Here is a 20,622-nt window from a genome sequence, read left to right on the forward strand (position 1 = left end):
CCGAACTCAGAAGTGAAACATCGTCGCGCCAATGGTAGTGTGGCTCCGGCCATGTGAGAGTAGGTCATCGTCAGCTCCCTATTCCAAAAGCCCCCGACACATGAGTGTTGGGGGCTTTTTTTGTCTGGGATTGGGTAGGGCTTTAAGGAATAGCTACTGGTCATAGCTGTTGCATTCTATTACACTATGTCTATATTTAAGTTAACTTCATTAGAAAGGATAGGGTATGACAACATCAAAAGTAACCTACCAAGGCGACCTACGTACTACTGCTATACATTTGCAATCAAACAACGAAATCATTACCGATGCTCCGACTGATAATCAGGGTAAGGGCGAAGCGTTTTCACCGACTGATTTGCTAGCGACCAGCTTAGCCAGTTGTATGCTGACGATTATTGGTATCAAAGCGCAAGATATGGAAGTTGATATTGCAGGTACTACCGCTGAAGTGACCAAAATCATGGCAGCTGACCCCAGACGAGTCAGTGAAGTTCATGTTGCTATTACCTTTAATCAACAGCTTGATGAAAAAACGCAAAAGATATTTTATAACACTGCGCTCATGTGTCCGGTTGCGAAAAGTATCCATCCTGATATCATGCAAAAGGTGACTATTAATTCTAGAAACTAGCATAAGTGATTTTCGATGATGTTAATTGTGTATATCTCGGTACTAATATGGTATCAAAGTCGTCGATACAGTAACTGATGTTTTAGCTACCATGGCTGAGAAGATCAAAGCTATAGTAGGTGAAGTAAGAAGAGGCAGTAAAGTGCATATGACCATTATTGAGTTAGCTTGTGACGCTTGAGATAAACGTTACGATCCGGCTGTCTTAATTAGTTCTATTTTACTTTTTTAGATAACTTTAGGTTTAATTGTATAGGGATAATACAACGAGCCTAAAATGATAAAGCTTGCCAAAACCGAATTCTGGCAAGCTTTACTACTGTTATAACGTTCAAACAACGTTCATGAAGTGCTTTTTTGGAAATGAATCAGCTAGATATAAAACCTAAATCTTGGTTCTTATTTTTGCTCAAATTTTGGTACACCGTCTTCCCAAACATCCCAGTTATCAACGATATGATCGACAGTTTCTGATCCTACTAATACTATATTTTCCACTGTTTCTGAAAAGCCACCAGCGGTTTCTCCTGGAGCAGGATCTAGATGTTGAAGGGTAGTCTCATTTGGATGACCTTGATCAAAGTTCACCGCACCACGTAAGCTCATTATACGTTCAGTCCCTACAGTTCTATCTAGTACTTGCGCTATGGCAGCGGCTTCCATTTCAGTGATCACGTAATCATCTGCATTATACAGCTCAGTGATATATTGAGCTTGTTTTGACAAGCCTGGACCATGAAAAAACGTATCTCCTGTCATATGAGTGCCTACCGTTATAGCTGGACTACGTCTTGCCTCAGCATTTGGGTATCTCATTCGATAGTCATTGGCTTCTTTTGAATCTTTTAAAGAAACTGACTCACTCAAATGTAGATTCCAGTTTAGGAGTTCAGGGTTAAGTTGATAGCGACGAATATCCTCATAGCCTTTGCGCGGCGTAAAAGTAGGCGCGCCTTTTTTACCTTCTTCTGCTTTCCAGCGGTGACCTAAGTCATAATCCACCAGCCAAGAAGCCCAGCTGACATCTCCTATAGTACCTTTACTAGGTGGTGTGCCTGCGACGCCACTTAGAATGAAATAACTCTTTGTAAAGTCAAATTTAGGAGAGAGTGTTATTGCTTGCATAGATGCTGAAGATCCTACTTTACCCATGCCTAATACTGACCCACAGACGCCTTCGGAGTTACAGTAGACTGGGCTATGAGCACCTTTTACTTTTATGGGCTTACTATCTGCAAAATATTGATTATACCAATGCTGAAATTCGCCGGCTTTATCGCCACTGTTTTCACCAATTTCAAACATCGCGGCGATAAATACTTTTACTTTGATCTCATCTTCAGGAGTTTTAGCTTGCGCACTACTACAGAACATAAGCATGGTAGTAAAAAAGGATAAATAGAAAAAACGTTCTTTTATAAACATGTTTGATGCCTATTTGAAATATGGGGTTCTAGGTTAATTGTTTGATTAGAAGTAGCTAAAATTTCTGCTAAAACTAGGAGAGTTTACTTTGCGTAGAATAACATAATCTGCAAATAGGCTGCAGAGGGCGGTATGCACTACTACTGTTTATTATAAAGGTAATACAACGAACCTAAAACGATAAAGCTTGCCAAAATTGAATTCTGGCAAGCTTTATTGCTGTTATAACGTTCAAACACCTTTCATAAAATGCTTTTTTAAAAATTAATCAGCTAGACATAAAGCCTAAATCTTGATTATTGAATTTATGTAAATTCGGCGCTACCATGGTTAGATTATTATCTGAGACGCCAAACCATTTGGCCAAAGTCGCTGAATACTGATCGATAGATGTCGTAGGTAACCATGCACCTTCACCGACATCAATGGCTGTATTTAGACCTATCTCTGGAGCTTGACCATAAAAATCTCTACCTTTTACAGCGCCGCCCATAATGAAATGGTGACTTCCCCAGCCGTGCTCTGATCCGTTACCATAGCTATTCAAAGTTCGACCGAACTCTGACATGGTGAAAGTGGTAACATTTTGAGAAACACCTAACTCTTCAGTAGCTTCATAAAAACTTCCTAATGCATCATCAAGTAGACGCATCAACGTATCATGTCGCCCAAGTAGATCATTATGTGTGTCGAACCCTTTAAGTTTCACAAAGAATATTTGGCGTTTGGCACCCAGCTTATCTCGTGCTTTGATAAGTGATGCTACTGTTTTTAACTGTTGCGCTAATGTATTTTCGGCTGAAAATTCAGTTGAAATAGTTTTTGCGTCTTGGATAGCAGATAACATCATTGATTCGTTGGTGGAATTTGCAACTGTACTGTCATCGGACGAAGTAAATAAACTTCTTAGTGCTTCTGAAAAGTTCGTCGTACCAGATACTGATGACCCTTCTTCAATACCTCCAGTAATTTTGAGACCATCAGAGGTAACTTTCAATGGGTTGGTCTTTTCGCCTGTTAGAAATACATTATCATCATCAGTACTGATACAAGAAAACGCTCCATGAGAGTTTTGTTTTATGATTGCATCACCAATTCTTCCGCCCCAGCCTTCTCTAAAAGAATCCGACGCAGTGCTTTGCCAGTTTTGTTTTTGATTATAGTGAGCAAATAAGCCTCTAGGTAACGCTACTGATCGATTCTTATACTGATCCATTGAGGTAGGTTGCACTAAAGATCCTACGTTTTGTAAAACTGCCAGTTTTTTTAAGTGAAACAAGCTATTTAGGCGCTTAAGATTAGGGTTAAAACCCCATTTCAAACCGCCAGCTAGCTGAGTTGTAGGTATTAAAGGTAGTACATTTGATCGATCTAATGCAATGTCTTGACGTATCTTATGATAAGTTGCATAACTGGATGTGTCGATAGGTATCAAAGTATTGGCTTGATCATTACCTCCGTCTAATAGAACACAGACCAAGGCTTTATAGTCTGAGCCTGCTGTTGCTGCTCTCGCTTTGTTAGCTGATAAGCTCATAGCCATAGGTGCAACAACACCAGCACCTGCTAAATAACTTAAACGTTGTAAAAAGGCTCTTCTTGATAACTCATTCACAATAACTTTCCTATAATCTTTATTACTTTATTGGGTACTAGACCATTGAACTGCATCACTACTAATAAAAATAGCATTAACTATAATTTTTATTACCTGTGACATTTTGGACAATGACATTGGTTGAAGGATCAACTTTAAAGCTTGCAACTTTGATGTTAGTTTTAGTATTAATATTTCTAGCAATACAATCTTCGCCAAGGGTAATTAGCCAGCCAAAAGATATCGTATTATCTAGTTTAATATTCTGAAACGTACAGTCCTCAAGTAACTTTTCATACTTTGATGTCATAATGACGCGGTTGTTATATGTACCACCTTCAACAGTAATGCCTCTAAATGCTTTCTGTTTAGATTTTGATGTCAGCCTGATGTATGGGGCATGTCCATCATGATTACCTTCTTTGATCATAAGACAGTTACGGATAGTAATATCAAAGTAATTGCGATTATTACGATTGTTATCTTGTATTATGATCTGACGTCCTCCAGACGAGTTGCTAGCATTGATAAACTCAATGTCTTCGTATAATACATTGCCCCATTGAAGAGAAGAGGTAGGTGGTTCAATATCGGCAAGGTATAAACCGCCATAGGTTGGTTCACGGTCGTTTCGGCTAGGGTTTGTAGAATAGACATATGTATTTTTTTTAAACCGAACAATGCCATTTTTAAGCGTTATACCAAAGCCTGATGCGATAGTAAGACAGTTTCTGTTAGATGGACCTATTTTGAAATCACTGGCTTCAAAGTTCATTTCACCATTGCCACGTATATATAAGCTGTCGTATATCGCTCCTTCAGAGGTAAAGTTGCTAAACTTACAATCTTTGCCCCATATCCACATACAATAGATAGAGGTGGCCAATGGGCTGTTAGTGTCAGCATGCTTTATAGTTTGGCCTCTAAAATGAATGCCTGTCGCTTGAAAGCCATTCCCTCTTTCGCGAACTTCAAGCACTGCTGATCTGGATTTAGCATAAAAGTAAGTTGCACCCGTACCAAACAGCCGAATATTAGGTACTCTAGGTTTTAGAGCTACTTCATATTTACCATCTGGGAATATAATGTTGGCGCCTCCACGCCTAGCTGCATCCTCAAGCGCTTCTTCAGGCGTACTATAATTATTCTTAAAATAGATGGTATCCTGATGAGGATCAGGATATACGCCCTCAAAATTTTGAGGAGGCAGTACTTCGCCATCTTTTATAAACATACGTTTGTGTTGATAGGCAGGGCCGCCATTCATATTGAGACGCGCATAATGAGCATCTGTAGGGGCAGTAACGGTTATACTTTTAGAATATCTGTCTCTTGCAGATACCCGTTTGATAAAATCTCTATTGCTATCGTAGTAAGCAATATAAATAAAAGTGTCACGACCTCTGCGTTGTTCGCTAGAGATGTTATATTTAGCATTTGGCTCTACTTTAATAAAGTCAGATATATCGCAACCACGATTATTAACAACGATACCGTCGCTTCTAACCATTTTGCCTTCTGAAACTGTATTCAAATTTAATAAATTATCATTAGCAGATCGATTCTGGCTAATACTCATAAATACTCCGATTGTTTAACTCAAATTGGCTCAATTACTCAAATTTGTAGGACTACAATATGGTTTCGTTTTACATATGTTGAGAAGTTAACGTTTAATTTTAACTTTGGTATCGCGATTGTGAGTATAGACTAGCTTTATTTCTATAAAACCTGTAGCAACTGGAAAATTGTAGTAATCGAGTTTTTGAAACTGTGTCCATTTGCATAAGTCTTATACCTATGTAAAATAGTGTAATGAGATCATTCTATATAACCACTATCAATAACAGGCATAAAAACTTGAGCAACCTTTGAGCGCTATTATGCAAAAAGTATTCCATAAGAATGATATTGAGTGTCTTTTCCCAAAATTATCTGTTGTGATATTATTCAGAAAATGACTATTAATTGTTATAAAGGTGATTAATATGGCTACCAAAACCTTACTTATCGTCGCGCATGCGCCATCACCCAACACCAAGAAGTTGGCGCAAGCGGCTTACGATGGTGCCAATCATTCTGATATAGATATCAATGTCATCTTAAAGACGCCCCAGAATACGCAGCCTGAAGATGTACTCGCAGCTGATGCGTTATTATTAGGCACGACTGAGAACTTGGCGTATATGGCAGGACTGACCAAGGATTTCTTTGATCGCTGTTATTATCCAGTGCTAGAGAAGAAGCAGGGCATGCCATTCGCGCTGTATATTCGAGCGGGACAAGATGGCACAGGAACCAAACGGGCGCTGCAAACGATTACGACAGGATTACGCTGGGAATGGATACAAGAAGCACTGATTTTACAAGGCGATTGGCAAGAGGCGTTCACTGAGCAAGTCGAAGAGCTGGCAATGACATTGGCGGCAGGCGTTGAGGCAGGTATCTATTAGGTCGTTGTGGTAGGTTATTGTTGCTTATCTTCGTTATTGATATCTGTGCTTGATGAAAACAGTATTATAAGGATGGCTGTAGTGTTTAATAATAATTCAGATAATACGCAATCGATTGCTCCAGCCGGAGTGCCATTTTCGCAAGCGTGTGAAAATAATAAAGTACCTATCTTAAACGTGCTACAAAAAGAGCTACAAGAGCATACTCATGTCTTAGAAGTCGGCTCAGGTACCAGTCAGCATAGCGTTTACTTTGCACCAAGATTGCCGCACTTACAATGGCAAACCAGTGATGTCGCTGCCAATCACCCTATCATTCAAGCGTGGCAAGCCTGTTATCCTGCGCCAAATTTGCATGCGCCTGTTACGTTTGACTTGACGACAGATTCGATACCGAGCTCAATAACGGGCAAGCCTTACGATGCAGTGTTTACGGCCAATACTTTGCATATCATATCGTGGCCTTTGGTTGAGAGGTTGTTTGAGTTGGTCGGAGAAGCATTACCGTTAGACGGCAAGCTGATTGTTTACGGGCCATTTAATGAAAACGGACGCTATACCAGTGCAATTAACCAGCAGTTTGATCTCAGTTTGCGCCAGCGTGATGCTGGTAGCGGTATCCGGCATAAAGAAGATATCATCGCTTTAGCCAACACTCACCATTTAACATTAATGACTCAATATCAGATGCCAGCGAACAACCAAATTTTGGTTTTTCAAAAAATAACCGCTAACTAAGTCAGCGGTTATTCGCGTTTTAATATCAGTATCAAGTTCTAACCAGTATTACGTAGTCCTGCCGCGAGGGCATTGATACTGCGAATCAGGGGATCTTCTACCGCCAGTTTGTCGGTACTTTTAGCATCATTATCATCAGGTTGGCGCATGCGTTTGAGTAGCTCGATTTGGATATAGTTTATCGGGTCTAAGTAAGCATTGCGCCATTGTAAAGACGCTGCCAGCTCTTGCTGCGTGGACAATAATGAGGTTTGCTCGAGCAGGGAGTTTAGGCCAGAGTGAGTAAGCGCGTGCTCGTGCTCGACAGCCTGCATGACTTGCGCACGTAAGTGCTCGTCTTTACACAGCTGACTGTAGGCGTGGGCGATATTCATCTCCGATTTGGTAAAGGCCATTTCGATATTGCTGATAAAGGCGCTAAAAAACGGCCAGTTTTTATTCATCTCTTTCATCAATCCTTCGTTTTGTTTGACACTCTCTAATGCCGTGCCCACGCCATACCATGCAGGAAGGGTAAAGCGGGCCAATGACCAGCCAAACACCCAAGGTATCGCCCGAATGGTCGATTTGCTTGGCAAGCCTTTTTTGCGGTGGGCAGGGCGCGAGCCGATATTTAGTAAAGAGATTTCTTGTACGGGCGTGGCCTCGGAGTAAAACTGATAAAAGCCTTCTGTATTATCCGTCAGTGCTCGATATTGCTGCTCACCAGCATCGGCCAAATCCGCAAACAGTGCTTCATAGCTATCGAGCTGGGCTGGCTGCGCCACAAAGCGTGACGAGCTGGCTTTTAGTGCGCCTGTGATGCCCATGGTCAGCTCAAACACTGCTGTATCTGGATTGGCGTATTTGGCATAGAGCACTTCGCCTTGTTCGGTAAACTTGATTTGTCCGTTTAATGTGCCAGCAGGCTGAGCGGCGATGGCCTGATGAGTTGAGCCGCCGCCGCGACTGACAGAGCCGCCGCGGCCATGGAACAGACGGGTGCTGATGCCATATTGGTTGGCAATACGTGTAATGGTCTGCTGGGCGCTATACAGCTGCCAAGCCGAGGTGATGATGCCGCCGTCTTTAGAAGAGTCCGAGTAGCCCAGCATAATCTCTTGAATATTGCCTGAGTGCTCAAGTAGCTCGCGATACAGCGGGTTATCCAGCACCGTTGGCATGATTTTATCAATGTTTTTAAGGTCTTCGATGGTTTCAAACAATGGTGCTACTGGTAAAGCGGCAAATAAGTGTCCGTCGTCATCGATACCAGATAAACCAGCAAAACGCATCAGCAGCAGCACTTCTAGTAGTTGACTGGCGTTATTGGTCATCGAGATCACGTAGCTGCCAAAGGTATCGTCGCCGACCAGTTTGCGCAGTTTGGCCACCGACTGCATCAATGCCAGCTGCTCACGGGTTTGCTCGCTTAAATTATCGGTATAAATCAGCGGCGTGCCTGGTTTTTGTAGTAGGCGGGTTAGCCACTCTTGGCGCTCTGCTTCGCTTAGCGCCTTGTAATCGGGCAAGTTGGAGGCACTGGCAAAAATATCGGCAATGACCTCGCCATGATAGCCTGAGTCTTGGCGAATATCGAGCGCGGCCAGATGAAAGCCGCAGGTTTTGACCAAGCGGATGGTATCTAGTAGCAGCCCTTCGGCATGGGCGCTATCATGCGTGTTGACGCTTTTTCGGATAAGGCGTAAGTCATCTAACAGTGCGGCCGGCGATAAGTACGCGTCTTTTGCTGCTTTATCGTCAGTGCCTTGGCTTTGGATGTGTTGGTTGGTGGCTTTTACTTTAGCAAGAATAAGCGACAACAATCTACGGTATGGCTCATGGTTGTAGTCATCAGGGTTATAACAAAACACTTGCTGATCCAGCTCATTGTAATCTTGGATGCGCTCATAAATCTCGGGCGCGATGGTAACGATACTATCGCTATGAATGAGCTCGCGGCGCAGCTTTCGGATCAATACTTGGTAATGGCGCAGCACGGTATTGGCATGCATCAACACGGCCATTTCTGTGGTCTCATGAGTGACGAAGGGGTTGCCATCTCTATCGCCGCCGATCCAAGAGCCAAAATTGACAAAAGCGGGCAGCGCATAGTCACTAAGCTCAGGATAAATCTCTACGATTGCGTCTTTGATATTGCGATAGACTTTCGGTATAGCGGTAAAAAGACTGGCATCAAAATAATGCAGGCCGTTATTGATTTCATCATAGACCAAGGGTTTACGAGTCCGCACTTCATCTGATGACCACAGTAGATCAATGGTTTCTGACGTTTTTTGTTTGGCTTGCTCAAAGGCGAGACTACCCTCAGGATAGGCACCCATGGCATCGGTGTGCTCGTATAGCGTTTGCAGGATATTCATCGTTGTACGGCGACGCGCCTCGGTAGGGTGCGCGGTAAAGACGGGGATAAATTTTAGCTGATCAATGAGTTCTTTGATTTGTTCAGGTTCGATCTGGCGCTCGCGGCATTCTGATAAAGTGCGGCGAAAAGAGCCCTCCCAGCTTTGGTTGGACTCCGCGCGCATCACTCGCCGCTGCTCACGTAAGTAGTTTTCTTCGGTTAGGTTTGCCAAAAAAAAGTAAATAGAAAACGCGCGAATGACATTTTTTAGTGTTTGATTGTCTAGCGAGGCGATGAGCTCGATAAGTTGCTTTTTTTGTCCGTCGTTATGCTCGCGGCGCTCTTGGATAAAACCTTGGCGCAAGGTCTCGATGGTGTCTAATGTCTGTTGGCCAGATTGGCGAGAAATGGCCTCACCTAAAAACGATCCTAATAAACGAATGCGCGCACGCAATACGTCGTTATCTAATAACATAACTGTCTTCCTTGTCTATAACTAGGGAATATATCCAATAGAGCTTAGATATGGCTATCTTCCTCACTCAACGAACACTACGCCCTAGACGGATGAATAAAGACGGCTCGTAAATACAGTTACGAGCCGTCTTAGGTAAAATATATTAGTCGCCTTTTTTAAAGTATGGTTGCAAAAAATCTGTTGAGCTAAAACAGCATTGATACCGCGCAAAAGCATTGATGCTTATATTTGATAGCAAACAGTCTTATTGCTGCTCTTATACTCTAACTGATAATAGCACCTAACGCTATCGATATTCTTCTGCTAAAAAATCTAAATAGCGCTTCCAAGAGCGCTCATCTGCGCGCGCATTGTATCTATCAGGGTTATTAAAATCAGTAAAAGCGTGAACTGCACCGCTATACGTAATCATCTCATGGGGTACTTTGCTAGCTTCTAAACTTTTTCCCAAAGTAGTGAAGTCTTCAAATGGTACGGCCTCATCGGCTGTACCATGGAAAACTAAAATCTCCCCATTCGTTTTATCGTAATTTTGTCCCTTTGGAGTTTCGAGCCCTCCATGAAAAGGCACAAACGCTTTTTGCGGAAAACCTGATCTTGCAAGCTCTAAAGCGACTGTACCACCAAAACAGTAACCCATCGTCACGCCTGTGCGAACATCATTACCTTGGAGTCGTCCTGCATTTAACGCGCCTTGTAGCAAGCGACGCATTTTACTGCGATCGTCGTACAGCGCTGAGGTCAGACGCTTCTTATCTTCCATTTCGGTCGGGCGCACACCTGTGCCAAACATATCAGCAGCCAGCACATTGTAGCCTTGTTCGGCCAGCATATCCGCGCGTTTGCGCTCGTAGTCTGTCAATCCGTCCCAATCATGAATCAGTAGGATAAAAGGCGCATTAGGCTTGTCAGCTTTGGCGTAATAGCCTTGATAAGGTTTATCATCGACCTTATAGGTGATGTCTGTAGAGGTAATGGCCGCTGCTGTCTGGCCAAACGTAAGCATCATTAAGCCCAACGAGGTGCTAGCGACCAACGAGTTATAAAGATGTTTAGATAAAAAATTGGGTAGGATAGACGATGTTAATGACATGATAAATAGCCTTATAGTTTGCTAAAAAAAGATAAATAGATGGCTAAATACAACGTCCAGTTATTTATCGTTGGTAAGTAATCCTTCTAAAAGCATACCCCAGAAAATATTGGCATTACAACAATCAATTATTTATATGCGTTCTTATCTTGCATATATACCGCCATAGAGGTGAAAGTTTTCGTTTATATTAAGTGTGAAATTTAACTAAATATCAACAAGGTTCACCATATAAGCAACTTATTTTTTGGGTAATATAGTTTGGAAACCTGTTATTTATTTTCGTTTTATCAATAATCGGTAGTGCTATTAACACAGAAAAATGAACGACATATGAAGTCAACATTATCTTCAAGGATATAAAAACTGTGTGAGCACTTTATCAAGGGTCTTAACAGACTTATTTTATTTACTAGCTAGGATATATTATGAAGAAGAATCTAGATCATACCGACCCCGCTAAAAATATGAATACTGAACGTGGTAACGGGGGTGAAACTCACCAGCGTGCAGACGATGACGGTAAAGTTTTAACGACGCAGCAAGGTGTTGCTATTTCTGATAACCAAAATTCGCTAAAAGCTGGCGCGCGTGGGCCATCATTGTTAGAAGATTTTGTACTGCGTGAAAAGATTAATCATTTTGATCATGAACGTATTCCTGAGCGCGTGGTACATGCTCGTGGTAGTGCTGCCCACGGTTATTTTGAATTGACAGAATCGTTAGAAGAATACACGACCGCTAAAATTCTTACAGAAACAGGGAAGCAAACGCCTGTATTTACTCGTTTTTCGACTGTCGCTGGTAATAAAGGCTCAAAAGATACGCCGCGTGATGTTCGTGGTTTTTCAGTAAAAATGTATACTGAAGAGGGGAACTGGGACTTAGTTGGCAATAATATGCCGATCTTCTTTATTCAAGATGCCATTAAGTTTCCAGATTTGATCCATGCGGTAAAACCAGAACCAGATCGCGGGTTTCCGCAAGCGGCTTCTGCGCATGACACTTTTTGGGACTTTGTGTCACTAAGCCCCGAAACTATGCACAATGTCATCTGGTTGATGAGTGATCGAGCGCTCCCGCGTAGCTTTAGCATGATGGAAGGTTTTGGTATCCATACTTTCCGTTTGCTAAATAAAGACGGTAAAAGTACCTTTGTACGTTTCCACTGGAAACCAGTAGCAGGTGTACAGTCGCTTATTTGGGATGAAGCTGTAAAAATATCTGGTGCTGACCCTGATTATAACCGCCGTGACATGTATGAAGCGATTGAAAATGGTATGTATTTTGAGTGGGAGCTTGGTGTTCAGTTATTTACTGAAGAAGAAGCCAATGAGTTTCCATTTGATCATCTAGACGCGACCAAACTGATTCCAGAAGAGACAGTGCCAGTTAAAATTATCGGTAAAATGGTCTTGAACCGTAACCCTGATAACTTCTTTGCAGAAACGGAGCAAGTAGCATTTTGTCCATCACATGTAGTACCTGGTATTGATTATAGTAATGACCCTCTGCTACAAGGACGCCTGTTTAGTTATTTAGACACTCAATTGTTCCGTTTTAATTCACCAAATTTTGCGCAAATTCCTATCAATGCACCAAAATGTCCATTTGCTAATAACCAGCAAGATGGTCATATGCAAATGCAGGTGCCCAAGACGCGTACCCTCTATGATCCACAAAGTTTAGATCCTGAGCGTCCACGTGAAAGTGTTAAAAAAGGTTTTGAGTCATTCCATGAGCAGTTGGATGATGGCGTAAAAGGCCGTATTCGCGCAGAGAGCTTTGCAGACCATTATAGTCAACCGCGTATGTTCTACCGCAGCCAAACGCCAGCTGAGCAGGCGCATATTGCTACGGCTTATGCATTTGAGCTTGGCAAAGTAGATACTCCTCATGTACGTACCCGTATGCTTGGCCATCTGTTACATATCGATGAAGATTTGGCCAATCGCGTGGCAACTGCCTTAGGTATGGAGTTGCCAGAACCTGCTGATGCTGCAGCTCCCGTACAAGATATGGCAACCTCTGAGCCATTGCAGACGATTGGCCGTACGCCTAAGTCTTTAAAAGGACGTTTGGTTGGTATCTTAGTTGCTAAAGGGTCAAATCATAGCGAAATCAAAAAGTTTGAAGACGCTGTCAATGCCCAAGGCGGTATGGTAAAAATCGTTGCGCCGAGTAAAGAGGTGGAATTAGATGATGGCACACGTATACAAGCTGAAGAGCGTGTAGCAGGTGCGCCTTCGGTATTCTTTGATGCGGTGGTCAGTATCATCATGCCAGACCAAGCCAAGAAACTAGCAAAAGACAGCTCGACCTTAGATTGGTTTACTGATGCTTATGTGCATTGTAAAGCAATTGCATATTGCGGAGCGACTGAAGAATTCATCTTAAGCAAGCTACCAGTAGAAAAAGACAGCTTTGTCACACCACTTGCTGACTTAGATGCCTTTATCGAAAACGCTAAGTCGCGTCTGTGGGAGCGTGAGCCAAAGGTTCGTGATCTTGCATAGTTGACTAATACTATATAAGTTTTAATCTTCAAACGCTTTATCTTAAACTCAGCCTATGTGCTGAGTTTTTGCTTTTTTAGAGTTGAGTGCATCAGTGTATGATTTAAAGGTGATATAAGGTTAACTATTTATAGTCACAAGCGTTCACTCAAAGTCATTTATTTTGAATTGACGAGCGCTATACTAAAGATGGTTATCTACATCGAAAGGACGCCTCGTGATAAGAATGAATAATGAGGCAAGGAATATAAATGAGCTTATGTGAAATTATACGTTTAGAAGGATATATTCAAAGTATGTATCTTGCCGTATATCCGGACAAGATTATGCTTTTAGATGGAGGTTGTCGACCTGATGTAGCGCTGGTACTCGACTATATCAAGAATACGCTGCAGCGACCGATAACAGATCTAAAGGTTGTTGTGGTCACTCATATGCATCCAGATCATGCAGGCGGCGCGCACAAATTTAGAAAAGAGACTGGCTGCCGTATTGTGTCTGCAGACAAAAATAATCAATGGTATAGTGGTATTGCTGGTCGTACCATGCATGTTGTGGACATGAACCTCGCCCAATACGTCGCTAGACGACAAGGACGTTCGCCTAAAAATTTGTATTACCCAGCACACCTTATACCCGATATTACTGTTAAGGATCAAGAACATATACCAGAGTTTGAGGAATGGCAGGTATTTGAGACGCCAGGACATACAGATCGTGACTTGTCGCTATTTCATCTGCCAAGTCGGCAAGTATATACAGCGGACTTAATCATCAAGCTGCGTCATAAGTTTGTCGCGCCTTTCCCTATTTATGATCCTAAAGTTTATATTCAGTCATTACAAAGAATAAAAAATTTAAAACCTTCAGTAGTCATGATGGCGCATGGCGGTGAGCTAGCTATAAGTGACGTCACTTTTGATATGCTGATTGCTCAAGCTCCTAAGGAGCCGCGCACGATTAAAGATACGATTAAGCATAAACTGCTATGGCGAAAAGATGCTGGTTTTAATCTCTTTAAGCGCGATCGTAAATCTAAACGATAGCGGTCAAGACACGCAAAAAAAAAGCCCCGTCACTATTAAGTTAGTGATGGGGCTTTTCAAATGTGGTGGGCCGACCGCGACTCGAACGCGGGACCAATTGATTAAAAGTCAACTGCTCTACCAACTGAGCTATCGGCCCTGAGAAGCGTATAAAAAAAGCACTGCTTTTTTAGCTTCGCAAGGGAAATCCTTTAAATAGGATTTCCAAAAGTCTTACATTTAAACGCAACCTTACAAAGAACGCTGCTTTTTTAGCTTCGCAAAAGAAAATCCTTTAAACAGGATTTTCTAATACTTATGCATATAATCAATGTATCTGACGGTATGCAAGAGAATTTTCCTTGAAGGGAAAACGCTGTAAAACTAAAAACATCTTAACGATGTTTTCCACTTATTCATCACTACCGGATAGGGTAGAACGATAAACAAGCATCAAACTAAATATGGTGGGCCGACCGCGACTCGAACGCGGGACCAATTGATTAAAAGTCAACTGCTCTACCAACTGAGCTATCGGCCCTGAGAAGCGTATAAAAAAAGCACTGCTTTTTTAGCTTCGCAAGGGAAATCCTTTAAATAGGATTTCCTATCAAACTTATTACCTGGTTATATCGTGTTATCAATACTAGCAGAGACATTAAGCTTGCTTTCTCGTTTAGAAAGTTTGTATCCCTAAACGTGAGAGCACATTATATATATTATTGTGACAATTACAACCCCGCATGATAAAAAAAGTTCAAATCTTGTGTAAATTCTTCCATTTCTTTAACGTTTTAGCATTCTTTCTATTTTATGAGCCATATATTCTAACAGATTATAACGATAATCTACTGCTAATCTCTCGAGAGAGCTTCGACAGGGTCCAATTTAGCAGCATTGCGAGCAGGTAAGAATCCAAAAACCACCCCGATAAGCGTCGAGCAAACAAATGCAGCAATGATAGACGTTGGTGAGTAAATAACTTTAAAACTATCACCACCAACACGGTTGATTAACTCTCCGATAGCAAATGCTAAACCAATACCCAGCAGCCCGCCCAAAATACAGACCAGTACAGCTTCGATCAAAAACTGCTGCATAATGTCACTTTGACGTGCACCGACTGCCATCCGCACACCAATCTCGTTGGTACGCTCAGTGACTGACACCAACATTATATTCATTACGCCAATGCCACCGACGACTAAAGAGATGATGGCAATGGATGAGATTAACAAAGTCATCGCCGTGGTAGTAGATTCAATGGTTTGGCGAATAGAGTCAGAATTACGTATACGAAAATCATCGGTGCCATGACGACTTATCATCAATTGGGAGATGGCGGACTCAGCAGCCGAAGAAGAGATATTATCGTCGATTAATGCCACAAAACTCTCAATGTAGGCACTACCTTTAATACGTGACATCATCGTCGTATACGGCATATACAGCGTTGGTGAGTCGACACTACGACTAAAGCCACTGTTATTGGGGGCAAGGACACCAATCACGCGTCCTGGTACACTGCCTATTAATAACACCTCACCAATAGGGTTGGCGATATCTGGAAAAAAGGTGTTTTTGGCATTGTCGTCAATAATAATATCTTGCGTACGTCGCAAGATACTTTGCTCGTCAAAATCTTGCCCCTGAATCAGCGACTCACCACTGACACTAAGATAGTCCTCTCCGACACCACTGACACTAGCGGCCTCTTGTACATTGCGATAGCGTACATTCATGTTGCTATCAAGCTGAGGGCTGACACTAATGACATAGGGCTGATCTGCAACAGCTTGAGCATCTTGCGGGGTCAAATTATCATCATTGTACTGACGTCGTGGGTCGCCATAGGGGTAGCCATCACTTACGGTAATGGTATTGGTACCAAGGGAGCTGATGTTGGTTAAAATCTGCGCTTGTGAGCCTTTACCGAGTCCAACCACGGATACCACTGAGGCGATACCGATAATAATCCCAAGCATCGTAAGCAAAGTGCGCATTTTGTGCGCGCGCATCGCTAGTAACGACATCTTAAAGGCTTCAAATAAGCGATCAATAAAGCTACTAAAAGCGCTTTTGCGATGATTGTCTAAGATCGATTCGGGCCGCGCCTGTACTTGTTGATAATTGTCATTCTTATAGTCAGCGATGACGTAGCCGTCTTTGAGTTCAATGACGCGTTCGGCTTGTGCGGCAAGATTGGGGTCATGGGTAACCATAATGATGGTATGCCCTTGAGCATTTAAATCATGCAAAATCTGCATGACATCTTCGCCCGACTTACTATCTAGCGCGCCAGTTGGCTCATCTGCTAAGATGATATCACCGCCGTTCATGAGGGCGCGCGCGATAGATACACGTTGCTGTTGACCACCAGATAGCTGGTTTGGACGGTTATTTACTTTTTCTGCTAAGCCCAAATCCGCTAATAGCTTCTCGGCTCGTTCACTACGTGCCTGTCCATCCATACCGGCGTATACCGCAGGTACAGAGACATTGTCTCGTGCGCTAATGTCGCCAAGCAAATGATAGCGTTGAAAAATAAAACCGAAATGCTCGCGGCGTAGCTTGGCCAATTCATCAGCGTCCAAGCGATTGACAGATTGTCCATATATCTTGTATTCGCCTGCCGTCGCTTGATCTAAGCAGCCTAAAATATTCATTAGAGTTGACTTACCAGAGCCTGACTGACCTATGATAGCGACCATCTCACCTTGATTGATGGTCAAGTCGATATCGTGTAGCACGCGAATGGTTTGCTCACCAGCTTTGAACTCTCTTATTAGCCCTTTGACCTGCATCAATGGGACGTCTGCTGCGGTTTTAAGATCAGAGGTTTTGTGACTCATTTGCGATGCTACCTATATGCATACTACTAAAAAATTGCTGACGTAAAACTCCTAAACACCAAGCAATCAAAACTAAAGCTCATCTTATAAATCTAATGGTTAGAACGGTCTACCACCTCTGCTGCTTTGGCCTTTGGTTGAGTCTGCTTCACCTAAAATCACTTCATCGCCTTTATTCAAGCCACTTAAAATCTGTACATCGACACGATTGTTGATGCCAGTTTTAACTCTCTGTTCAACCACTTCGCCGTCTGGTTTTAGCACGCGAACCTTACCCGTTTTTACGTTTGGATCATCGTTTGCAGTCGCTTTTTTGTCCGTTTTGCCAACAGGCTGTAGAGCAGCAGCAGGGATAAGCAGGGCGTCTGTTGCTTGATCGATAACGATATAAACCTGTGCTGTCATGTCAATGCGAAAGCGCCGGTCCGTGTTAGGCACTTCGATGTAACCCACATAATAAATCGCAGAATCCGTTGAGCTGGTGTCACTGATGTTCTCAGGTGCAGGCTCAATGGCCTTGAGTATAGAATCAAACTTTTGATCAGGATTGCCAATGATATTGAAATAGACTGGCATGCCAGCTTTAACATTGATTACATCAGCTTCAGAAATCTGCGCATTGATACGTACGGTCGATAAGTCCGCTAAGGTAACAATGGTCGGCGCTGTTTGATTGGCATTGACGGTAGTGCCTTGTTCAGTAGTAACAGAGACTATAGTCCCTGACATGGGCGCGCGAATAGTGGTATAGCTTAAGTCTTCCTCAGCAGTACTGACGTTGGTTTGGGATTTGCGTAGTGCTGCTTGCTGACTATTGATATTTGCTTCTGTGGTGGCGATAGCAGCCTTAGCCGTATCGATAGCTGCACGCGCATTGGCAACGGCAGCTTTTGCTGTCTCAACACTCGTCGCTTGGGTATCATACTCCTGCTGCGATATTGCATCGATGGCGACTAAGTCTTGCAGGCGAGCAAAATCAGACTGGGCTTGTTTTAGCTCAGATTGACGACTGGCAAGATCGGCGTAGGCGCTCTTTAGGCTGGCTTGTCGACTTAAATATTCTGCTTGTGCGCTTTGAATAGCGGCTTCACTTTGCTCAAGGCTTGCTTGCTCATTACTTAAGTTGTTTTTTTGCGTCACTTGATCAATCTGAGCAATAAGATCGCCTTCTTGTACTTCGTCGCCCACCTCAACATACAAACGTTTAACTTCACCGGACACCTGCGCACCGACATCAACCGTATTGAGTGCTTTAACTTTACCAGAAGCCATGACGTTGTTTTCAATATCGCCAATGTTAGCCGTTGCTGTCAGGTAGCTGGGTTTTTCTTCTTCTGGTTTTAAAAAGGTATAGGCTAAAGCTCCTAACGCTATAATAATCAAGGCGATAATGCCCCATTTGATAGCAGGCTTTTTGCTTATTTTGCGCATGGTAATGATCCAATCACAGTGAACTTAAGTGTATGTATAGTAGAGGCTTACAGAATAAAAAGGAATGGTAGATAGTTTAAGAAAGGTTAAGGAGAGTAGGAAGAACCAAAATCTGCCATTTAAGATCAGCTAATAAAGACAAGTTGTGGAGAATAGTAAAGATAGAAAGTTATCGAGTCGTAAACAAGCGTTGACCAGATAGCTCCAATGCCGCTTGTAATAAAAGCTCCCAAGCTGGCTGGCGAATAAGACCTTTAATCGCTCGGTCACAGCGATAAAGCAGGGCAGGCCATTCGGCAGTTTGCGCTTTTGACTGACGGCGACAAGCTTGCTGGTATAAGCCTTGCTTGCTCCGCCATATGCCAAGTGCTTGCGGGTCTTGTCCATCCATCAGTTGCATAATCTGACGCATGTCTTTACTAATCGCCCATAGCACTAAGGTCGTTGGCTCATCAGTCGTTTTCAGCTGAAACATTATTTTTACCACTTGCGCGCTATTACCTGCAAGCATCGCATCCGATAAATCAAACACGCTAAATTGGGCGTCGCTGACTAAGGCAGCTTGTAGATCTTTGATGTCTAAAGCGACATTGGTAGCAGGCTTAGAGATGTTGTTTTCTTTAGTCTTATCGCTATTTGCCATCAATTGCGGTGCGAACAGATAAGACAATCGCCATAATGTTTGATAGGCACTCAATAGATGGTGCTCGGTATGTGACATGAGTAGCTGCCACGCTTCTTTTGATAGCTTTAGGCCAAACTGCTGTGCTTGTATTTGTAGCAGCTGCTGACGTTGTTGTTCATTATATAAATTGCAATCAATAACGTGACCATATTGAGCAAACGGTGCAAACCATTTACTGCTCTGAGACCGCTTGTCTTGTTTGGATGTTAACCATAACAAACTATGACTATGCGCTCCTGTTTGTGCATCCTGAGCGAGGCGTTCTAGCTCAGCGATGACGGCTTTGTCCGGCTTATGGTTGCCCGTCACGATGAGCGCGCTGGCATCGTCGAATAAAGATTGGCTACCCAGCTCTGATAGCACCTCTTGCCAGCTTTTAACAGATATTAGTTCAATACGCTTAATCGCGTAGTTTTGTGCGCGCCAGTGTGGACGCATGGCATCGATAAACCATTGACTTAGTAACGGCTCATCACCATGTGCAAGCCACAAGCCAGCTACTGCAACGGTAGGTTGTAGTAGCTTTGGATAGGCCTGTATAAAGGTATCTTGCATAAGGATTGAATCATAACCTTTTAAGGTTGAGAAATTAGAGTGTAAAAGTAAGCAATGCGAGCCCTAGCTACGAAACTAGGGGTTAGGTGCAATAACGTTGGTGGTTGCTGAGTTTTTAATCATTTGAGCTGAATTATTAGTCCTACTGGGAGCAACTTTAGGTAAGGAGATGGCGACATATTGATCTGTAATCCGGCGTGCCAAGCTATCATAAAGCCAGTCGCGGATTTGGTCACCTTGCTGATCATCAGTGCTGACAGATGCCTCATTATACTGATAGCTACGTTCGACTTGAATAGGATTGGTTAAAGTCACAGACTTGCCATTTTCGACAGTTTGATAACTAACATCTGCTGTCAATACTAAGCGAATCTCTGTCAATACACCAACCAGCTCATAACGCTTAAAACGTATATTTTTTACTGTAATAGCAGCGATTGGTGCAGTATCAGCACTTTGATTGTTATTAGCCACGTCGGTCAGAGTCATGTTATCAATGACATCGACCCCCAAGGCTTCTAGGCGCCGCGTTAATGGTAGTTTTAACGGAAAGGAAGTACGATCATCTTCAATAATTATCGCTGTTTTGGCAACATCAAACAGCATCGGTGTATCATAACCACGTAATTGAAAGCCGCAGCCGCTAAGCGCTGTCGCGGCACCGAGTACTGTCATCATCGGCAAAGCAGCAAGTAACGCTGTCGCTAGTTTTTGCCCGTTTGCCTTTTTGGGTTGTGATTGTGCAGCTCGATGCTTATAAGACATAATCGCTATCCTTAAATTTTAAAAAGGCTTA

General features: G+C 42.8%; 14 protein-coding genes and 2 tRNA genes. 5 read left to right on the forward strand and 11 right to left on the reverse strand.

The genetic code is table 11. The features are described 5' to 3' along the window. The first annotated feature begins 226 nt into the window (after positions 1-226). A complete protein-coding gene (locus tag BTV98_RS10445) occupies positions 227-634 on the forward strand; it encodes an OsmC family protein (RefSeq protein WP_075103559.1) in 408 nt (135 codons plus the stop codon). 399 nt (positions 635-1,033) lie between these two features. Here the strand turns inward: BTV98_RS10445 and BTV98_RS10450 are convergent, their stop codons facing one another. The 3 genes from BTV98_RS10450 to BTV98_RS10460 all read right to left on the reverse strand — a co-directional run bounded on the left by BTV98_RS10450 (position 1,034) and on the right by BTV98_RS10460 (position 5,235). Further along, positions 1,034-2,059: a purine nucleoside permease gene (locus BTV98_RS10450; protein WP_058368315.1), complete on the reverse strand. Its 1,026-nt coding sequence runs from the start codon at positions 2,057-2,059 to the stop codon at positions 1,034-1,036. 268 nt (positions 2,060-2,327) lie between these two features. After that, positions 2,328-3,674 carry a DUF1501 domain-containing protein gene (locus tag BTV98_RS10455; protein ID WP_058368316.1) on the reverse strand — a complete coding sequence of 449 codons (1,347 nt, stop codon included), beginning with the start codon at positions 3,672-3,674 and terminating at the stop codon, positions 2,328-2,330. A 76-nt stretch (positions 3,675-3,750) separates the two neighbouring features. Further along, on the reverse strand, positions 3,751-5,235 hold the full coding sequence (locus BTV98_RS10460; protein WP_075103561.1) for a hypothetical protein: 1,485 nt from the start codon (positions 5,233-5,235) through the stop codon (positions 3,751-3,753). Between the two features lie 409 nt (positions 5,236-5,644). On the opposite strand from BTV98_RS10460, the gene BTV98_RS10465 reads away from it, so the two are divergent. Then, on the forward strand, positions 5,645-6,109 hold the full coding sequence (locus BTV98_RS10465) for a flavodoxin family protein (protein WP_075103562.1): 465 nt from the start codon (positions 5,645-5,647) through the stop codon (positions 6,107-6,109). 81 nt (positions 6,110-6,190) lie between these two features. After that, entirely contained in the window at positions 6,191-6,847 is a 657-nt protein-coding gene (locus BTV98_RS10470; RefSeq protein WP_256713896.1) for a DUF938 domain-containing protein, read from the forward strand. Positions 6,848-6,885: 38 nt separating this feature from the next. Here the strand turns inward: BTV98_RS10470 and ppc are convergent, their stop codons facing one another. Both ppc and BTV98_RS10480 read right to left on the reverse strand, forming a co-directional pair. Then, positions 6,886-9,666 (reverse strand): phosphoenolpyruvate carboxylase, encoded by a 2,781-nt coding sequence (gene ppc / locus BTV98_RS10475; RefSeq protein WP_075103564.1) that lies wholly within the window; start codon positions 9,664-9,666, stop codon positions 6,886-6,888. Positions 9,667-9,955: 289 nt separating this feature from the next. Next, entirely contained in the window at positions 9,956-10,762 is an 807-nt protein-coding gene (locus BTV98_RS10480; RefSeq protein WP_058368320.1) for a dienelactone hydrolase family protein, read from the reverse strand. A 428-nt stretch (positions 10,763-11,190) separates the two neighbouring features. Here BTV98_RS10480 and BTV98_RS10485 point away from each other — a divergent pair, with 428 nt between their 5' ends. Then, on the forward strand, positions 11,191-13,278 hold the full coding sequence (locus tag BTV98_RS10485; protein WP_075103565.1) for a catalase: 2,088 nt from the start codon (positions 11,191-11,193) through the stop codon (positions 13,276-13,278). Between the two features lie 251 nt (positions 13,279-13,529). Beyond that, positions 13,530-14,324 carry an MBL fold metallo-hydrolase gene (locus tag BTV98_RS10490; protein WP_075103566.1) on the forward strand — a complete coding sequence of 265 codons (795 nt, stop codon included), beginning with the start codon at positions 13,530-13,532 and terminating at the stop codon, positions 14,322-14,324. Positions 14,325-14,387: 63 nt separating this feature from the next. On the opposite strand, the gene BTV98_RS10495 is transcribed toward BTV98_RS10490, so the two are convergent. From BTV98_RS10495 to BTV98_RS10520, 6 genes are all read right to left on the reverse strand, one after another. Then, positions 14,388-14,463: transfer RNA gene (locus tag BTV98_RS10495), tRNA-Lys, on the reverse strand. Positions 14,464-14,768: 305 nt separating this feature from the next. Next, a tRNA-Lys gene (locus BTV98_RS10500) sits at positions 14,769-14,844 on the reverse strand. A 313-nt stretch (positions 14,845-15,157) separates the two neighbouring features. Next, complete coding sequence (locus BTV98_RS10505) at positions 15,158-17,155, reverse strand: MacB family efflux pump subunit (protein ID WP_075103567.1); 1,998 nt, start codon at positions 17,153-17,155, stop codon at positions 15,158-15,160. A 99-nt stretch (positions 17,156-17,254) separates the two neighbouring features. Beyond that, a complete protein-coding gene (locus BTV98_RS10510) occupies positions 17,255-18,586 on the reverse strand; it encodes an efflux RND transporter periplasmic adaptor subunit (RefSeq protein WP_058368324.1) in 1,332 nt (443 codons plus the stop codon). A 169-nt stretch (positions 18,587-18,755) separates the two neighbouring features. After that, a complete protein-coding gene (gene holA / locus BTV98_RS10515) occupies positions 18,756-19,826 on the reverse strand; it encodes a DNA polymerase III subunit delta (protein WP_058368325.1) in 1,071 nt (356 codons plus the stop codon). 75 nt (positions 19,827-19,901) lie between these two features. Further along, positions 19,902-20,591 (reverse strand): hypothetical protein, encoded by a 690-nt coding sequence (locus BTV98_RS10520; protein ID WP_058368326.1) that lies wholly within the window; start codon positions 20,589-20,591, stop codon positions 19,902-19,904. Positions 20,592-20,622: the final 31 nt, after the last annotated feature.

It is taken from the genome of Psychrobacter sp. Cmf 22.2, assembly GCF_001921745.1.
Taxonomy (GTDB): Bacteria; Pseudomonadota; Gammaproteobacteria; order Pseudomonadales; family Moraxellaceae; genus Psychrobacter.